Source organism: Azospirillum halopraeferens DSM 3675 (assembly GCF_000429625.1).
In the GTDB taxonomy this organism is placed as follows: Bacteria; Pseudomonadota; Alphaproteobacteria; order Azospirillales; family Azospirillaceae; genus Azospirillum; species Azospirillum halopraeferens.
Genome location: NZ_AUCF01000033.1, coordinates 1 through 16,156, shown reverse-complemented (window position 1 = coordinate 16,156; position 16,156 = coordinate 1). Strand labels below are relative to the sequence as shown.

At 71.7% G+C, this 16,156-nt stretch carries 16 protein-coding genes; 7 read left to right on the top strand and 9 right to left on the bottom strand.

All coding sequences use genetic code 11. From position 1 onward, the window contains the following. Nucleotides 1–20 precede the first annotated feature (20 nt). Entirely contained in the window at nt 21–1,022 is a 1,002-nt protein-coding gene (locus G472_RS0121645) for an aromatic/alkene monooxygenase hydroxylase subunit beta (protein WP_029010047.1), read from the bottom strand. A 69-nt stretch (nt 1,023–1,091) separates the two neighbouring features. Then, complete coding sequence (locus G472_RS37480) at nt 1,092–1,361, bottom strand: phenol hydroxylase subunit (protein WP_156927205.1); 270 nt, start codon at nt 1,359–1,361, stop codon at nt 1,092–1,094. A 369-nt stretch (nt 1,362–1,730) separates the two neighbouring features. On the opposite strand from G472_RS37480, the gene G472_RS0121635 reads away from it, so the two are divergent. Beyond that, entirely contained in the window at nt 1,731–3,593 is a 1,863-nt protein-coding gene (locus G472_RS0121635; RefSeq protein ID WP_211100227.1) for a sigma-54-dependent Fis family transcriptional regulator, read from the top strand. Between the two features lie 157 nt (nt 3,594–3,750). Here G472_RS0121635 and G472_RS0121630 read toward each other — a convergent pair whose 3' ends face one another. Further along, nucleotides 3,751–4,578 carry an alpha/beta fold hydrolase gene (locus G472_RS0121630; protein ID WP_029010045.1) on the bottom strand — a complete coding sequence of 276 codons (828 nt, stop codon included), beginning with the start codon at nt 4,576–4,578 and terminating at the stop codon, nt 3,751–3,753. Between the two features lie 204 nt (nt 4,579–4,782). Between G472_RS0121630 and G472_RS34810 the strand changes: the two genes are divergently transcribed. Further along, complete coding sequence (locus G472_RS34810) at nt 4,783–5,529, top strand: FCD domain-containing protein (protein ID WP_035693365.1); 747 nt, start codon at nt 4,783–4,785, stop codon at nt 5,527–5,529. A 139-nt stretch (nt 5,530–5,668) separates the two neighbouring features. Here the strand turns inward: G472_RS34810 and G472_RS0121620 are convergent, their stop codons facing one another. From G472_RS0121620 to G472_RS0121610, 3 genes are read right to left on the bottom strand one after another with little or no spacing between them, the layout of a single operon-like run. Beyond that, nucleotides 5,669–6,100: an SRPBCC family protein gene (locus G472_RS0121620; protein ID WP_029010044.1), complete on the bottom strand. Its 432-nt coding sequence runs from the start codon at nt 6,098–6,100 to the stop codon at nt 5,669–5,671. Between the two features lie 11 nt (nt 6,101–6,111). Continuing rightward, a complete protein-coding gene (locus G472_RS0121615; RefSeq protein WP_029010043.1) occupies nt 6,112–6,948 on the bottom strand; it encodes a phosphoenolpyruvate hydrolase family protein in 837 nt (278 codons plus the stop codon). A 1-nt stretch (nt 6,949) separates the two neighbouring features. Then, entirely contained in the window at nt 6,950–8,206 is a 1,257-nt protein-coding gene (locus G472_RS0121610; protein ID WP_029010042.1) for a Tm-1-like ATP-binding domain-containing protein, read from the bottom strand. Nucleotides 8,207–8,310: 104 nt separating this feature from the next. Between G472_RS0121610 and G472_RS34805 the strand changes: the two genes are divergently transcribed. Next, nucleotides 8,311–10,095, top strand: a complete 1,785-nt coding sequence (locus G472_RS34805) for a sigma-54-dependent Fis family transcriptional regulator (RefSeq protein ID WP_051341124.1) — start codon at nt 8,311–8,313, stop codon at nt 10,093–10,095. Between the two features lie 10 nt (nt 10,096–10,105). On the opposite strand, the gene G472_RS37475 is transcribed toward G472_RS34805, so the two are convergent. Further along, the gene (locus G472_RS37475) at nt 10,106–10,765 is read right to left on the bottom strand and encodes a phosphoenolpyruvate hydrolase family protein (protein WP_051341123.1); all 660 of its coding nucleotides are present in this window, start codon (nt 10,763–10,765) and stop codon (nt 10,106–10,108) included. 130 nt (nt 10,766–10,895) lie between these two features. Between G472_RS37475 and G472_RS0121595 the strand changes: the two genes are divergently transcribed. Continuing rightward, nucleotides 10,896–12,125 carry an ABC transporter substrate-binding protein gene (locus G472_RS0121595; protein WP_211100226.1) on the top strand — a complete coding sequence of 410 codons (1,230 nt, stop codon included), beginning with the start codon at nt 10,896–10,898 and terminating at the stop codon, nt 12,123–12,125. 95 nt (nt 12,126–12,220) lie between these two features. Here the strand turns inward: G472_RS0121595 and G472_RS0121590 are convergent, their stop codons facing one another. Next, nucleotides 12,221–13,012, bottom strand: a complete 792-nt coding sequence (locus G472_RS0121590; RefSeq protein ID WP_029010040.1) for a TOBE domain-containing protein — start codon at nt 13,010–13,012, stop codon at nt 12,221–12,223. 150 nt (nt 13,013–13,162) lie between these two features. Between G472_RS0121590 and modA the strand changes: the two genes are divergently transcribed. Genes modA through modC form a run of 3 tightly spaced genes read left to right on the top strand, consistent with a single transcriptional unit; the run spans nt 13,163 to nt 15,845 of the window. Continuing rightward, nucleotides 13,163–13,960, top strand: coding sequence for a molybdate ABC transporter substrate-binding protein (gene modA, locus G472_RS0121585; protein ID WP_029010039.1), 798 nt, complete (start codon nt 13,163–13,165; stop codon nt 13,958–13,960). A gap of 34 nt (nt 13,961–13,994) precedes the next feature. Next, the gene (gene modB, locus G472_RS0121580) at nt 13,995–14,687 is read left to right on the top strand and encodes a molybdate ABC transporter permease subunit (protein WP_029010038.1); all 693 of its coding nucleotides are present in this window, start codon (nt 13,995–13,997) and stop codon (nt 14,685–14,687) included. A 12-nt stretch (nt 14,688–14,699) separates the two neighbouring features. After that, the gene (gene modC, locus G472_RS0121575; RefSeq protein ID WP_029010037.1) at nt 14,700–15,845 is read left to right on the top strand and encodes a molybdenum ABC transporter ATP-binding protein; all 1,146 of its coding nucleotides are present in this window, start codon (nt 14,700–14,702) and stop codon (nt 15,843–15,845) included. Here the strand turns inward: modC and G472_RS34795 are convergent. Then, nucleotides 15,802–16,156 (bottom strand): chorismate-binding protein (locus tag G472_RS34795; protein WP_035693362.1); only part of this gene is annotated, 355 nt, incomplete at its 5' end. The two genes, modC and G472_RS34795, sit on opposite strands and share 44 nt — an antisense overlap.

Here is a 16,156-nt window from a genome sequence, read left to right as displayed (position 1 = left end):
GATTCCTTCTCTCCCGCGTTTCAGACGTCGAGGCCGAGCTTTCTGGCGCGGGCGGTGAGGGCGCCCGACGCCTCGTCGGCGGCCGCCGCTCCGGCAGCCTCGCCCAGCACGCGCATGGCCAGCGGCCGCCAGGCGTCGGCGGCGCGGCGGCTCCAGGTGGCGAACCAGCCGGAGATCAGCGCCCGGTTCTCCGGGGATTCCGCGGCCGCCCCCTTGATCACGGCGTCGGCCCAGCGGGCGTTCTCCGCCGACCAGTCGCTCATGAACTCGGTCAGCATGGAGACGCCGGCACCGCCCGCCCGCTGCCCCTCGGCGTCGAAGCGGCCGTAGACCAGCGGATAGAGCACGCCGTCGATGCACAGGTTCTGCGCCACGAACTGCTCGAACCAGTCGCCGATCACCAGCGTGTCCTCGGCCAGACGGCGGATCTCCTGCCACTCCGGCGCGGTCATCCAGCGCTCCCGCGCCCGCTCCAGCGAGGTTCCGGTGTTGCCGTCCAGCGCCAGGCCGATGCGGCCGATGATCTGCGCCATGGCGAGATGGTCGACGCCGGCGAACAGGCAGGGCGCCGTCACCGCGGTGCCGTAGCCGCGGTCGCACATGTCGGCGCCGTTCATATTGGCCGCCCACTCCGCATGGCGCAGCGGCAGCAGGTAGAACTCCACCGTGTCGCGCCACGCCGGCTCCATCAGCGCCAGCAGGGCGCGCTTCTCGACGAACTCGAAGTTGCGCTCGGTCGTCTGGTACTGGTTGGCGCGGGCGATGTTGTAGGTGGCGTAGTAGTACTGGCGGGGGTCGCGCAGCGCGTACCAGTCCCGCATCACCACGGCGGTGCGGCCCTCGTCGAAGTGCCAGTGGTCGGCACCCCACAGGGGCTTGTAGTGGAAGTTGGCGGTGGCCTGGATGTCGAGCGTCGCCTCCTCATAGCGCGAGGCCGGCTTGTCCACCCCGAAGCGGCGCGCGATGTTGGCGTAGGTCTGCCGGCGCGGTTCGACCTTGAGGGTCTTGATGTCGATGGTCACGCGTTCCTCCTTCTCCCTTGTTCAGCGACGGGCCCGGACGGGGGGAGACGGCCGCCGGGCGGCAGGGCGTCAGCGGGGATTGCCGGCCGGGATCGGGGCCGGGGCCGGGGCCGGCGGACGGTGGAGTCCGGCGCTGCGGCCGGGGGTGCCGGCGGGGTCGCGGAGAATGCCGTCGTCGCGGACCACCGCGTCGTAGCGCCGGCAGAACTCCTCGAACGCCGGGAGCGGCATGATCAGTTCGACCATGAGGTCGTCGTCGTTCAGCGAAAACTCGAACTCGACGAAACGGCCGTGGCGCAGGCCGAGGACACGGGCATACGCCTTCATTTGCGCGAGCATGGGCGCCTCTGTGAACGTTTCTCTCCGCCGGCTTTGCCTTCATCCGGTCGGGGTCGCCGTTTCCCTGCCGGTTGCTTCCTTATCAGCAATCCGTGTGCCAAACGGTGCAAACACCGCTTTTCGGCGGAAATGTCGGGATTTCTTTGATTACCGGAGTTAGGATGGCGACGCGGTGTTGATCAAATCGTCGGGTCGCGGCCGATGCGGCGGCGCACACATGACGAAATCATCACCGGCCGCCGCGGGCGCCCCGTTGCGCCGGCCGGGCGGGCCTGCGTACCATCCATTCGAATGCGCCCGCCCCGGTCCGGGACGGGGGCGCGGCACGCCGGCGCAAGATCGGCGGCCCGGCCAGGGAGAAACGGCCCAGTGAGCGACCAGCGATCGAGCGACCGCCGATCGGGCGAGGAACGACCGCGCGACGAGCGATCGGGCGACGAGCGATCGGGCGAAGCTCCGGCGCCCGGCGTGCGCGGGTGGCGGATCACCGGCACCGGCCCCGGTGACCGCGATACGGTTCCCCTGGTCCCGCCGGAGGTGGCGGCGACGCAGGCGCCCGACATCGCCGATCTGGCGGCCCGCCTGCGCTTCTGCCCCGGGGACGGGCGCATCTGGCTGGACGACCAGCGCATGCTGCTGATCCACGTGGCGGCGCTGGCCAACCTGCGGCGCGAGCTGGTGGGGGCGCTGGGCACGCCGGCGGCGCGGGCGCTGCTGACCCGCATGGGCTACGAATCCGGCGTCAGGGACGCCACGCTGGCGCGCCGCCTGCGCCCCGACGACGACCGCCTCGCCTTCTACGTGGGGCCGCAGCTCCACGCCCTGGAGGGCAACGTCTACGTCGAGCCGGTGCGGGTGGAGTTCGAGCCGGGCAGCGGCCATTACTACGGGGAGTTCATCTGGCACGGCAGTTCCGAGGTGGACGCCCACATGGCGGCCTTCGGCCTGAGCGCCGAGCCCGTGTGCTGGATGCAGATCGGCTACGCCTGCGGCTACACCGGCACCTTCCTGCAACGCCCGATCCTCTACCGCGAGGTGGAGTGCCGCGGCACCGGCGGCCGGCGCTGCCGCATCGTCGGCAAGCCGGTGGAGGCGTGGGACGATCCGGCGCCCGACCTGCACTATCTGCGGTCGGGGGAGTTCGCCGCCCTGTTGAAGGACACGCCGGTGCCGGTGACCGCGGTGGCCGCGCCGGCGGCCGGCGACCGCCCGCCGGCGGGTCTGGTCGGCGGGTCGGCGGGGTTCCTGGCGGCCTACCAGCTCCTGGCCAGGGTGGCGCGCACCAGCGCCACCGTCCTGTTCCTGGGCGAGACCGGGGTGGGCAAGGAGATGTTCGCGCGCACCCTGCACGGGCTGAGCAGCCGCGCCGAGGCGCCGTTCGTGGCGGTGAACTGCGCCGCCATCCCGGAGAGCCTGATCGAATCCGAACTGTTCGGGGTGGAGCGCGGCGCCTTCACCGGCGCGGTGCAGGCGCGCCCCGGCCGGTTCGAGCGGGCGCAGGGCGGCACCATCTTCCTGGACGAGATCGGCACCCTCAACCTGGCCGCCCAGGGCAAGCTCCTGCGCGTCCTTCAGGAGCGGGAGGTGGAGCGGGTCGGCGGCACCGAAACGCGGCGCATCGACGTGCGGGTCGTCGCTGCCACCAACGCCGATCTGCGCACCGAGGCGCAGCGCGGCCGCTTCCGCGAGGACCTGTACTTCCGCCTGAACGTCTTCCCCATCCGCATCCCGCCGCTGCGCGAGCGGCGCGAGGACATCCCGCTGCTGGTCCACCATTTCCTGCGCAAGTTCGCCGAGCGCCACGGCCGGCCGGCGGCGGGGCTGACCGGCCGGGCCATGGACCGGCTGGTGGACTACGCCTTTCCCGGCAACGTGCGCGAGCTGGAGAACCTGGTGGAGCGCGCGGTGATCCTGGCCCCCGACGACGGCGGCCCCATCGACATCGGCCACCTCTTCGCCCACGGGGAGGAGGTGCACGCCCCCTTCCTCGGCCTGGACCGCGACGGCGCCCTGGTGGATCCCACCCGGCCGCCTGCGGCGGCGGTGCCCGGCGGTGCCGGTGCCGGCGTGATCGACGAGATCCTGTCGCGCGAGATGCCGCTGGAGGATCTGGAGACCATGATCATCGACGCCGCCGTGGCGCGCGCCGGCGGCAACCTGGCCGAGGCCGCCCGGATGCTCGGCCTGACCCGCCCGCAGCTCGCCTACCGCTACCGCAAGGGGCGGGGGTGACGCGGACCGTTATCGGGTCGCCGGATCGGGGCGTCCATGCGGACAGGAGCGGAGAAGCGGGCGGTCAGCGCGAACCGCGCGTGTCCCTGCCGGGCAAGGGCACGGTCACGCTGACCCGGGATCGGCGAACCGACGTCCTGAACCGGGCGGCGCCCCGTCACCCTTCGCCCAGGAACGCCGACACCAGGGCGTTGAAGCGCGCGGCGTGCTCGATCTGGGTCCAGTGGCCGCAGCGGCCGAACATATGGAGCTGCGCGTCGGGGATCAGCTCGAACAGGCGCCGGGCGTTGGCCGGCGGGATCACCCGGTCCTCCCGGCCGTGGACGATCAGGGTCGGCTGCGCGATGGCGCGGATGTCCGCCTCGGCGCTGGCCATGGCGTCGACCCAGCGCTGGCGCGGCGCCGGGAACATCGCCGCGAAGGATTCCTGAAATCCCGGCCGGATGCTGGCGCGGTAGCGCATCTCCGCCAGCTCGTCACTGACCAGCGAGCGGTCATGGGCGAAGAGGTCGAGCAGCCCGCGCATGGCCTCGCGCGAGGGTTCGTAACCCCACACCGCGTCCAGCCCCGGCGTGATGGGAAAGGGCACGCCGACGCTGCCCATCAGCACCAGCCGGCGCACCCGTTCGGGATGGCGGATGGTGAGCGCCAGGGCCAGCGCGCCGCCGAAGGAGTTGCCGACGACGTCGGCGCGGTCCAGCCCCAGGGCGTCGAGCACGCCGAGCGCGTGCCCGACCCAGGTGTCCAGCCCGTAGGCGACGCCGGCCGGGCGCTCGGTGAAGCCGAAGCCCACCATGTCCGGCGCCACCACCCGGAACCGCTGCGCCAGATGGGGGATGGTGAGGCGCCAGTTGGCCCACGCGCTGACACCGGGGCCCGAGCCGTGGATCAGCAGGACCGGCGGGCCGCCACCGGCCTCGTGCAGGTTGGTGGCGATGCCGGCGGCGGTGACGGTGGTGCCGATCTCGGGGTTGTCCGCGCCCATGGTGCCCGTCCTCCTCGCCTGACAATATCGGTGATTTTCTGATTTATCGAGATTATGCCCGACCGGGCCGGTTCTGCCAAGAGCGTCGGCCGTTGGTCCGGACAAATCCGCAAACCTCCGCGATTCTGGCGTGTCTTCGAAAATGCGCTATGATCGCGTTGGCCCGGACGGCGGGCGGACGGGGCGCCGGGGACGCCGAAGGACATGGACGATTTGGCAAGTGGCGGCACCGCCGACGGCGTTTCGGCACCCGGCGGCGACGAGCGGCGCGGCGCCCGCACGCTGGTGGAGTTCGCGTACCGCAAGCTGCGCCGCGACATCCTGTGCGGCCGGCTGGAGCCGGGCAGCCGCCTGCGGGTGGAACAGCTCAAGAGCGAGTACCAGGTGGGCTCCAGCACCCTGCGCGAGGCGCTGTCCCTGCTGGTCGCCGACGCGCTGGTCACCAGCGAGGGCCAGAAGGGGTTCCGGGTGGCGCCGATCTCGCTGGAAGATCTGCGCGACGTCACGGAGATGCGCAAGTTCCTGGAAACCCGCGCCCTGCGCGAGGCCATCGCGCAGGGCGACGACGACTGGGAGGCCGGGGTGGTCGCCGCCTACCACCGTCTCAGCCGCGTCGAGGAGCGTCTGGGCGAAACGCCGGAGCCGCTGGCCGACGAGTGGGAGGAGCGCAACCGCGCCTTCCACGAGGCGCTGATCGCCGCCTGCCCGTCCAAGTGGCTGCGCCATTTCCGCAGCATCCTTTATCACCAGTCCGAGCGTTACCGCCGCCTGTCGCTGATCGCCCGCTCCATCCCCCGCGACGTCCACGCGGAGCACAAGGCGATCATGGAAGCCGCCCTGGCCCGCGACGCCGACCGCGCCGCCCGCCTCAGCGAGGACCACGTGGACCGCACCTACGCCGCCATGGTGACGATCGCCGGCGACCGCTTCGGAACGCCGGCAAAGGGATAGGGGACGGAAGTCCTGTTCGCCCGCCTGCCGGCGCGACGCCCCGCTGAAACGGGCCACCCGGAAACCGGCCGGCGCGACGCCCCGTGCCGGACCGGAAGACCGGGAGGACTCGACGCGGCAGAGCCCGGCGGTCCCGGGATCAGACGCGCCCGGCGAGCGCCGCGAATCCGGCAGCGAATGTGTTGCGGCCCACCTGCTCGCGCAACGCGGGCAGATCCCCGGGGCGGCAGTCGAAATCGGCCCACCACTCGCCGAAGGTGCGATTCCCCTCCGTAACCGGCAACAGCCGGAAGGTTGCGACGTAGTCGGTGAGCGGCAACGGCGATTCCAGGATCGTGTAGGTATAGGTGTGGTCGCGGTCGCTGAAGGAGACGAGCTGTTCGCGCAGACGGCCGCCGCCCGCGATGCCGAAGGCGCGCACGCAGCCCACGGTGTCACTGCGCAAACCGCCCTCGATGGCGCTGTCGGTGATGATGGGGTGCCACTCGTGATGACCGTTGAAATCGCGCGCCCTGGCCCAGACCCGTTCGATGGGCGCGTCGATAACGGCGCTGACGTAGACTCGCGGCATGGTTTCCTCCCTCAGTGGTTCTTGCCCATGGACTTGAAGTGCCGCGTCCGTTCGATGAGCGCGGTTTCCGTCGGCAGACGCTCCATGCTCGACGCGCCGTAGAAGCCGTGGCAGACGGTGCAGGCGTCCAGGATGTAGGCGGCGTCCTCCGGCGTGGCGATGGGGCCGCCGTGGCACAGCACGATCACGTCCTTGCGCACCCGCAACGCCGCCTCCGCCATGGCGTCGATCAGGGGTGCGCAGGCCGGCAGGGACAGGGCGGTCCGGGCGCCGATGCTGCCGCCGGTGGTGAGGCCCATGTGGCAGACGATGATGTCGGCCCCGGCCCGCGTCATGGCGGCGGCCTCGTCGGGATTGAACACATAGGGCGTGGTCAGCAGGTCGAGCGCCCGGGCCGCGGCGATCATGTCCACCTCCAGGCCATAGCCCATCCCCGTCTCCTCAAGGTTGGCACGGAAGGTGCCGTCGATCAGCCCCACGGTCGGGAAGTTCTGCACGCCGGAAAAGCCCAGTTCCGCCAGCCGCCGCAGGAAGGGGTCCGCCAGCAGAAACGGATCGGTGCCGTTGACGCCCGCCAGCACCGGGGTGTGCCGGACCACGGGCAGCACCTCGTGCGCCATCTCCAAGACGATGTCGTTGGCGTTGCCGTAGGCCAGCAACCCGGCCAGCGAGCCGCGCCCGGCCATCCGGTAGCGCCCGGAGTTGTAGATGACGATCAGATCGATGCCGCCGGCCTCCTCGCATTTGGCGGACAGGCCGGTGCCGGCGCCGCCGCCGACGATGGGCTCGCCGCGGGCGATCATGCCGCGGAACCGGTCGAGTATCTGGTGGCGGGCGATCCGCGGCATGTCAGCGTGCTCCCTGATGGGCGGGCGTGTGGTGGCCCTCGCCGGCGATCTCCCGGAACGCCCGGACGAGCGCGTCGGAAAAGGCGGGGTCGTTGATGTGGTGGGGAAGGCGGATCAGCCGGCGCCGGCCGGTCGGCTCCACCGTGCGTTCCAGCGCATCGAACAGTGCGGCGTCCGCCGCCGGATCGTGGAACGGTTGGCCCGGCGCGTCGAGCGCCGACACGCCGCCTTCGGGCAGAAGGAAGCGGACGGGGCCGGTCATGGCGTTCAGCTTGCGCCCGATCCACTCGCCCATGGCCCGGTTCTCCTGCACCGTGGTGCGCATGAGCGTGATCTGCGGGTTGTGGGCGTGAAGGGTGCGCTGCCGGTACCGCTCGGGCACGGTGTCGGCCGCACCGAAGTTGACCATGTCCAGCGCGCCGCAGGACCCGACGTAGGGGAGCCCCGTCCGGGCGATGGCGTCGAACCGCTCCTCGCCGGCGCTGAAGATGCCGCCCATCATCAGGTCGCAGACCTCGGTGGTCGTCACGTCCAGCACGCCGACAAGCAGGTGCGAGGCGACCAGCTTCTCCATCGCCCGCCCTCCGGTGCCGGTGGCGTGGAAGACCAGGCAATCATAGTCCGCCTCCAGCGCCCGTGCGGCGCGGGTGACGCAGGGCGTGGTAACGCCGAACATGGTCAGCCCCAGCGCGGGCCGGGCGTCCGCCGGCGGGATGCCGCGCGCCACCATGCCGACGACCGCATGGGCCGCGTTGCCCAGGACCCGCCGGGAAATGCGGTTGAGCCCGGCGACGTCGGTGACCGAAGGCATCATGCAGATGTCCGTCTCGCCCACATAGGGTGCCACGTTGCCGGACGCGATCGTCGACACCAGCACCTTGGGCACCCCCACCGGCAGGGACCGCATGCCCGGCGCCACGATCGCCGTGCCGCCGGACCCGCCCAGTCCGATCATGCCGGCCACGTCCCGGCGCTCGCCGACAAATCGGGTGAAGGCATCGGCCATGCGGGAGACGGCGAGCCCCCGATCGCCGCATCCCAGCACGGCGTCCGCGCCGTCGGGGTGGCGGGCGGCCACGTCGCGGGCCGACACATCGGGCGCCGGAGCGGATGCGGGCGGGCCGGTGCCGACGTCCACGGCGACCACCCGCAGCCCTGCCGCCGCGATCAGATCGCGCACATAGTCCAGTTCGGCGCCCTTGGTGTCGTGGCAGCCGACGACGTAAACCGCCGCGGCGCCCTGCGGTGACCTCGCCATGGTCGAGCCCTCCCCTGCCCTCGTCCCGGGAAGCTTAGGGACACCGCGCCGGGCGGCAACGGGGTGCTTGCAGCGGATCGGGTAAAGTTGGGTATGATCGGATCATGTCCCGCGACCGCCGCCATCTGCTGGAGAATCTCCGGCGCGCCTGCTCGGGCCGCCACACGCTGCTGGTGGGGGCGGCCATCGGGACCGGAATGGCGGCCCGCGCGGCGGCTCGCGGCGGGGCCGACTTCCTGCTGGCGCTGGCGGCGGGGCGCCTGCGCACCATGGGCACCTCGTCCATCGCCACCATGCTGGCCCTGAAGGACACCAACGCCTTCGTGGCCGATTTCGCCTGCTCCGAGATCGTCGGCGCGACCGATACACCGGTCTTCTTCGGCGCCGGCGCCTGGGGCATCGCGCCGGCGGATCTTGCTCCGTTCATGGAACGGCTGCGGGACCGGGGTTTCGCCGGGGTGGTGAACTTCCCCACCGTCGCCCATGTCGACGGCCGCTTCCGGGAGGCGCTGGAAGGCTGCGGGCTCGGCTTCGCGGGCGAGGCACGCATGCTCGCGGCGGCGCGCGCCGCCGGGCTCGCCACCGTCGGCTACTTCCGCCGCAAGGCGGAGGCGCTGATGCTGGCGGACGCGGGCATCGACATCTATTGCTTCAACATCGGCTGGAACGCCGGCGGCGCACTGGGCGTGCCGAGCCGGGAATCGGTCCTCCAGGCCGGCAACCGCGCCCGCGGCGTGATCAAGGCCATCCGCACCGCCCACCCCGGGGCCCTGTGCGTGATCGAGGGCGGGCCGATCACCACCCCGCAGGACATGCACGAGGCCTGCCGTGAGGCGCGGGCCGATGGATACATCGGCGGATCGACCATCGACCGGCTGCCCTCCGAAAGCTCCATCGAGGAGATGACGTCCGCCTTCAAACTGGTCTCCTCGCTGCAGCGGCGCATCGACCGGCTGGAACGCCGGCTCGACCGGGACGGACGGGCGGCGGGCCTGATCGGCCGCACCGAAGCGATGGTGGAGGCGCGGACCCGCCTGGAGCATCTGGCCGCCGACGGCGGTCCGGTGTGGGTCGCCGGACCGGAGGGCAGCGGCCGGTCGCTGGTGGCCTCCCTGCTGCATGCCCGCGGCCCGCGGCGCCAGCGACAGCCGGTGACGGTGGACGCCCGGCGTCTTGAGGCCGACTGGCTGTTCGGGGCGGAGCCGGGGGAGGCCGGCGGGCGACGACGCCAGGGCTGGGTGGAAGTGGCAAACGGCACCACGCTGATCGTCACCCACGCCGAGCATCTGGCGGCGGACGTCCAGGCCGAGCTGGCGGCCTTCGTCGACAACGGCGTGTTCCGGCGCCGCGGCGGCCATGACAGCCTGCGTTCCTCCGCCAAGATGGTGCTGGTCGGCACGGCAGCGCTCGGCGATGCGGCGCGTGACGGCGCGCTCATCCCGGAACTGGCCCACCGCCTCGCCCACCGGGACATCCAGCTCGTCCCCTTGCGCGAACGGCTCGACGACATTCCGCTGCTGGTGGAGCGGTTTGCCGCCGCCCTGCGCCCCGGGGCCGGGCCGGTCCGGCTGACGCCGGCCGCCTTCCGCCGGCTGATCACCTACGACTGGCCGGGCAACCTGCGCGAACTGCGCGCCGTCGTCGAGCAGGCCCTGCACGGCGCCGGCGACGTCATCGACGCAGGGGCGCTGCCACCGCTCGACGGAGCGCGGCCGTCGCCGGCCCGATCCGGGCCCGACGACGGGCGTGCGGAGCGGGAGGCGGAGCGGGAATGGCTCCTGGACGGGCTGCGGCGGCACCGCTTCCGCCGCGGGGAAACGGCGCGCTTCCTCGGCTTGTCGCGCAAGACCCTTTACAACAGGATGCGGCTCCACGGCCTGCTGGACTGATGCGGTCGGATCAGGCGGGCAGGAGCACCAGCCCGTCGGCCTCCGATTCCAGAACCGCCCGGTGCGCCGCGAAGCCGGTGGCGAGATGGACGAACACCGGGCCGGGCCCGTCGCGCCGCAGGGCCGCCACCTCCGCCGCGGCCTGCGCGGCCGCCTCGGCGTCCCGGGCAGCGTCACCGGTGGCCGCGCCGGGGTGCACGACGATCCGTGCCGCGCCGGCTGCCCGCAGCCGTCGCCCGACCTCCCGATCCGCGGCGAAGCCGGTGACGGCGAACCCCGCCCGCGCCGCCTGCTCCAGGAACGCCGCCTCCCGCTCGGGGCCCAGACCAACGGCGCGCAGCGTCTCCCCGGTTTCCCCGTCAAAGACGGCGGTGGTCGGGAAGTTGGCCACGGCGCGCACGCCCGCCCGGCGCAACGTTGCCAGGAACGGCCCCGCGGGGCGGAACGGATCAACGGCGAAGACCCCCGCGCACACGCCGTCCATGTGGCCGTCCGGCATGCCGGCCAGCGCGTCGAGCAGGCGCCCGTTGCTGTCCTGAACCGGCAACAGGGCCAGATACTCGGCACGATCCTCCGGGTGACCGCCCAGCGCCGGGCAGAACAGCCGGTCGCCGGCCGTAGCGCCCAGTTCGGCCACGGTGCGCAGGATCGGAATGATTTGCGCGTCCATCTGAACAAATTGCCCGATTTTACCCATTGCCGGGAAGCGAGGCCGTTGTGAAGTCGATCACGGGGCGGGACGGTACGGCAACCGGTTTCGGCGAACGGGCCGGAACGCCACGAACAATCGGGAGGGAGACATGAAGCGTCACTTGCGCACCGCGCTGATGGCGGGCGCCGCGATGCTGCTGGCGGCGTCGCTGCCGGCGGCGGCGCAGCCGGCGGGCACCATCTCGGACGATGTCGTGCGCATCGGCGTCATCACCGACCTGTCCGGCGTCTTCTCCGACCAGAGCGGCAGGGGATCGGTCACGGCCGCACAGATGGCGGTGGAGGATTTCGGCGGCACGGTGCTGGGCAAGCCCATCGAGGTCCTGTCGGCCGACCACCAGAACAAGGTCGATGTCGGTTCGTCCATCGTGCGGGAATGGATCGATTCCCGCGGCGTCGACCTGGTGCAGGACGTCGCGAACTCCGGCCTCGCCCTGGCGGTGGCGGACCTGGTGCGCGACAAGAACCGCATCGCCATCTTCAACGGTCCGTCGGTCACGCGGCTCACCGGCGACAAATGCACGCCCAACACCATTCACTATGCCTACGACGCCTATGCGCTGGCCAAGGGCACGGGGACGCAGACGGTCCGCCAGGGCGGCGACACCTGGTTCTTCCTCACGGTCGATTTCGCCTTCGGCCACGGACTGGAGGAGAACACCGCCCGGATCGTCAGGGACAGTGGCGGCCAGGTGCTCGGCGCCGTCCGCTTCCCGCTGAACAGCATGGACTTCGCATCCTACGTCAACCAGGCGCAGGCGTCCGGCGCCCGGATCGTCGGCCTGGCGACCACCGGCACGGACGCCCGCAACGCCATCAAGGCGGCCAGCGAGTTCGGCCTGACCCAAAGCGGGCAGGAACTGGCCGGACTCCTCCTCTTCGACACCGACATCCACGCCCTGGGCCTGGAGGTGACGCAGGGGATGTACCTGACGACGGCCTTCTACTGGGACCGGGACGAGGAGACGCGGGCGTTCTCGAAGCGCTTCTTCGACAAGGTGAACATCATGCCGAACATGGGGCAAGCCGGCGTCTATTCCTCCACGCTCGCCTACCTCAAGGCAGTCGAGGCGGCCGGCACCGACGAAGCCGGGCCGGTCATGGAACGCTTGAAGAGCATGCGCGTCAACGATGTGTTCGTGAAGGACGGCTGGGTCCGCGAGGACGGGCGCTTCATGCGGGACATGTACCTGATGCAGGTGAAGAAGCCGTCCGAGTCCAGGTACCCCTGGGACTATTATCACCTGCGCGCGACCATCCCCGCCGAAGAGGCGTTCCGCCCCCTGTCGGAAAGCGACTGCCCGCTGGTGAAGAAGTAGCCCGCACGGGCGCGGCGACGGGGGCGCGCCCGGCGGCCCGTCCCCTCGCTTTCCCGACTCCGCGTTCCTTGGGCCCCCCGCCGGGCCCCCCGCCGTCAGGCCACGGCCAGGATGACGTGGGAAGCGTCGACCAGGGCCGCCACGCGGCGGCCGGGGGCGATGGACAGGTCGTCGGCGCCGATGCGGGTGACCACGGCGGTCAGCGTCTTGCCCTCCGCGATGTCCAGCGTCACCTCCGCATGCACCTCGCCGTCCTCGCGGCGGATGACGGTGCCGGGGATGCGGTTGCGCACCGTGGTCTGCAGGCCGGGGTCGTCGGCCACCAGCACCACGAACGACGCCTTGATCAGCGCCAGCGCCGGCCGACCCGGCACCAGCCCCAACTGGCGCACGCTGTCGCGCGTCACCGTCGCCACCAGCGTGGTCCGGTCGCCCAGCGCCAGCGTCACCTCGGCGTTCACCCCGCCCTCGGTCACGGCCGCCACCGTGCCGCGCAGCGCGTTGCGCGCGCTCGTCCGCATGAGAAACCCCTGGAGCAGATCGCTGGTGGTGATGCCCGTCCCGGCCAGCCCGGGGGCCAGGTCGGCGAAGGTGCGCGACAACGCGCCCTCCAGGCGGTGGAAGGTCTCGATCACGCCGAGCCCGGCGGGCGTCAGGGCCGCCCCGCCGCCGCGCCGGCCGCCGGCCTTCCCCTCCACCAGCGGATGGCCGAACAGGTTGTTCATGGCGTCGATGGCGTCCCAGGCCGCCTTGTAGGTGATGCCCACGGCGCGCGCCGCGCCGGAGATCGACCCCTCGCGCCCCACCGCCTCCAGCAGCCGGATGCGCTCGCGCCCCACCGCCGGCGTATTCTCCCCGGAAAACGAAACCTGTGCACGCAAGGTCATGGACATCCGATCGAAACGGTTGACGCTATGTTGTCAAGGTATATAACGTCTATCCGTCCCCTCGCGGACGAAAAGACGGCCGCCCGACGCGGCACGCAAGGGTACATCGAAATCGGTCCGGCATGCCACGCACGACGGGAGGTCTGGGTCATGACGACGGTGAGGCTCGGGATTGTGAAGACGCTTGCCGCCGTTCTGGTCGGCGCCGCCATGGTCGTGGCGGCCCCCGCCGCCATGGCGCAGGACGTGCTCGTGATGGCAGCCGCCAGCATGAAGAACGCCATCGAGAAGGCGGCGGCGGAGTTCACCGCCGGGACGGGGATCAGGGTCATCGGCTCCTTCGCCGCCTCCTCCGCCCTGGCCAAGCAGATCGAGAACGGCGCGCGGGCGGACATTGTCGTCTCCGCTGATCTCGACTGGATGGACTATCTGGAAACGCGCAACCTCATCAAGCCGGAGAGCCGCGTCAACCTGTTCGGCAACGACCTCGTGCTGATCGCGCCGGCCGGTTCGACCGTCGCCGTCGACCTGAAGCCCGGCGTCGACCTGGCGGGGCTGCTGGGCACCGGCCGCCTGGCGGTGGGCGATCCCACCAACGTGCCGGTGGGCCGGTACGCGCAGGCCGCCCTCACCGGCTTCGGCATCTGGGAATCGGTGGGTCCGAAGCTCGCCCGCACCGACAACGTCCGCGCCGCCCTGGCGCTGGTCAGCCGCGGTGAGACGCCGCTCGGCATCGTCTACCGGACCGACGCGCAGATCGACCGCGGCGTGACCATCGCCGCCACGTTCCCGGCGGATTCCCACCCCCCCATCGTCTACCCCTTCGCCCTGACCGCCACCACGACGAACCCGAACGCCGACCTGTTCTTCAGCCACCTCAAGTCCGACGGGACCGCGGCCGTCTTCCGGTCCTTCGGGTTCACCCCCCTGCCCCGCCCGCAGGGCTGATACGGCCGGAAGGACCGTCCCCGGAAGGACCATCATGGACATCCTGTCGCCCATGGAATGGACCGCGGTGATGCTCAGCTTGCAGGTGGCGGGCTGGGCCATCGCGGGCACCCTGCCGCCGGCCATCCTGGCCGCCTGGCTGCTGGCGCGCCTCGATTTCCCCGGCAAGGTGCTGCTGGACGGGCTGTTCCACCTGCCGCTGGTGATGCCGCCGGTGGTGATCGGCTACGTGCTGCTGCTGCTGCTGGGCACCAGGGGGCCGATCGGCGGCTTCCTGTACGAAACCTTCGGCATCCGGCTGATCTTCACGTCGCAGGGCGCGTCGGTGGCGGCGGGCGTGGTGTCCTTCCCGCTGATGGTGCGCGCCATCCGCCTGTCCATCGAGGCCATCGACCGCGGGCTGGAGCAGGCGGCCCGTACCCTGGGCGCCGGGCCGTTCGACCGCTTCTTCACCATCACGCTGCCGCTGATGCTGCCGGGCGTGGTGTCCGGCGCCATCATCGCCTTCGCCTCGTCGATGGGGGAGTTCGGGGCGACCATCACCTTCGTCTCCAACATCCCCGGCGAGACGCAGACCCTGCCGCTGGCCATCTACTCCGCCACCCAGCAGCCCGACGGCGACGCCATCGCGGCCCGGCTGGCAACGATTTCCTTCACCGTGTCGCTGGTGGCGCTCATGGCCTCCGAGGTCATCGCCACCCGCGTCCGGCGCATGATCGGACAATAGGAACGCACGGGCATGCTGGACGTCGCCATCACCCGGCGCCTGGGCGCCTTCCGGCTCGACGCGCGCTTCACCGCCGGGGCGCGGGGGGTCACCGCCCTGTTCGGCCCGTCCGGGTCGGGCAAGACCTCCATCGTCGCCGCCATCGCCGGGCTGACCCGGCCGGAGGGCGGGCACATCCGGGTGGACGGGGTGACGTTCTTCGACGCCGCCGCCCGGGTGTTCCTGAAGCCGGAGAAGCGGCGGGTCGGCTACGTCTTCCAGGACGCCCGCCTGTTCCCCCACATGACCGTGCGCGACAACCTGCTGTACGGCTGGCGCCGCGTGCCGGCGGCGGAGCGGCGCATCGCGCCGGAGCCGGTGGTGGCCCTGCTCGGCCTCGACCATCTGGTGGACCGGCGGCCGGCGACGCTGTCGGGCGGCGAGAAGCAGCGGGTGGCGCTGGGCCGGGCGCTGCTGGCCCAGCCGCGCCTGCTGCTGCTGGACGAGCCCATGGCCTCCCTCGACGCGCAGCGCAAGGCGGAGATCCTGCCCTACATCGAGCGCCTGCGCGACGAGCTGGCGATCCCCATCATCCTGGTCAGCCACGCCATCGAAGAGGTGGTCCGCCTGGCCGACACGCTGGTGCTGGTGAAGGACGGGCGGGTGCAGGCGTCGGGGCCGATGGAAGAGGTGCTGGGCCGCCTCGACCTCGGGCCGATGTTCGGCGCCCACGCGCTGGGGTCGGTGGTCGGCGTGCGCGTCGCCGCCCACGACGACGCCGACGGCCTCACCGCGCTGGCCTTCGACGGCGGCGAACTGACCGTGCCCCGGCTGGACCTGGCCATCGGCACGGCGGTGCGGGTGCGCATCCCCGCCCGCGACGTGGTGGTGGCGCTGGAGCCGCTGCCCGAACGCATCAGCGTCCACAACCGGCTGCGCGGCCGCATCACCGAGATCGCCGAGACCGCCGACGGCTTTTCGGAGGTGCGCATCCGCGTCGGCAGCGCCGACATCGTCGCCCACATCACCCGCCACGCCGCCCGGCGCCTGGAGCTGACGGTGGGCCAGGAGGCCGCCGCCCTGGTCAAGAGCGTGGCCTTCGACCGCGCCAGCCTGGCCTTCACCGCCGGTGCCGTCACGCCCCCTCGTCCAGGGAGCGCAGCAGGGGCCGGACCTTGACCATCATCTCGTCGTGCTCGGCGTCGGGGTCGGAATCGGCGACGATGCCGCCGCCGGCCTGGGCCACCACGGCGTCGGGGGTGAGCGACAGGGTGCGGATGACGATGGAGCTGTCCATGGCGCCGTCCACCCCGATCCACGCGACCGATCCGCAATAGGCACCGCGCCGCGCCGCCTCCAGCTCGTCGATGATCTCCATGGCGCGGATCTTCGGCGCGCCGGTGATGGAGCCGCCGGGGCAGGCGGCGCGCAGCAGATCGACCGGCCCCAGTCCGGGGCGCAGGGTCGCCGTCACCACCGACACCAGATGG

Coding starts and splice junctions, on each gene's coding strand:
- G472_RS37475 (WP_051341123.1), bottom strand. CDS start 10,765: ATGGACGCGCAAATCATTCCGATCCTGCGCACCGTGGCCGAACTGGGC.
- G472_RS34805 (WP_051341124.1), top strand. CDS start 8,311: ATGTCCCGCGACCGCCGCCATCTGCTGGAGAATCTCCGGCGCGCCTGC.
- G472_RS0121620 (WP_029010044.1), bottom strand. CDS start 6,100: ATGCCGCGAGTCTACGTCAGCGCCGTTATCGACGCGCCCATCGAACGG.
- G472_RS0121610 (WP_029010042.1), bottom strand. CDS start 8,206: ATGGCGAGGTCACCGCAGGGCGCCGCGGCGGTTTACGTCGTCGGCTGC.
- G472_RS0121590 (WP_029010040.1), bottom strand. CDS start 13,012: ATGACCTTGCGTGCACAGGTTTCGTTTTCCGGGGAGAATACGCCGGCG.
- G472_RS0121595 (WP_211100226.1), top strand. CDS start 10,896: ATGAAGCGTCACTTGCGCACCGCGCTGATGGCGGGCGCCGCGATGCTG.
- G472_RS37480 (WP_156927205.1), bottom strand. CDS start 1,361: ATGCTCGCGCAAATGAAGGCGTATGCCCGTGTCCTCGGCCTGCGCCAC.
- modC (WP_029010037.1), top strand. CDS start 14,700: ATGCTGGACGTCGCCATCACCCGGCGCCTGGGCGCCTTCCGGCTCGAC.
- G472_RS0121630 (WP_029010045.1), bottom strand. CDS start 4,578: ATGGGCGCGGACAACCCCGAGATCGGCACCACCGTCACCGCCGCCGGC.
- modA (WP_029010039.1), top strand. CDS start 13,163: ATGACGACGGTGAGGCTCGGGATTGTGAAGACGCTTGCCGCCGTTCTG.
- G472_RS34810 (WP_035693365.1), top strand. CDS start 4,783: ATGGACGATTTGGCAAGTGGCGGCACCGCCGACGGCGTTTCGGCACCC.
- G472_RS0121615 (WP_029010043.1), bottom strand. CDS start 6,948: ATGCCGCGGATCGCCCGCCACCAGATACTCGACCGGTTCCGCGGCATG.
- modB (WP_029010038.1), top strand. CDS start 13,995: ATGGACATCCTGTCGCCCATGGAATGGACCGCGGTGATGCTCAGCTTG.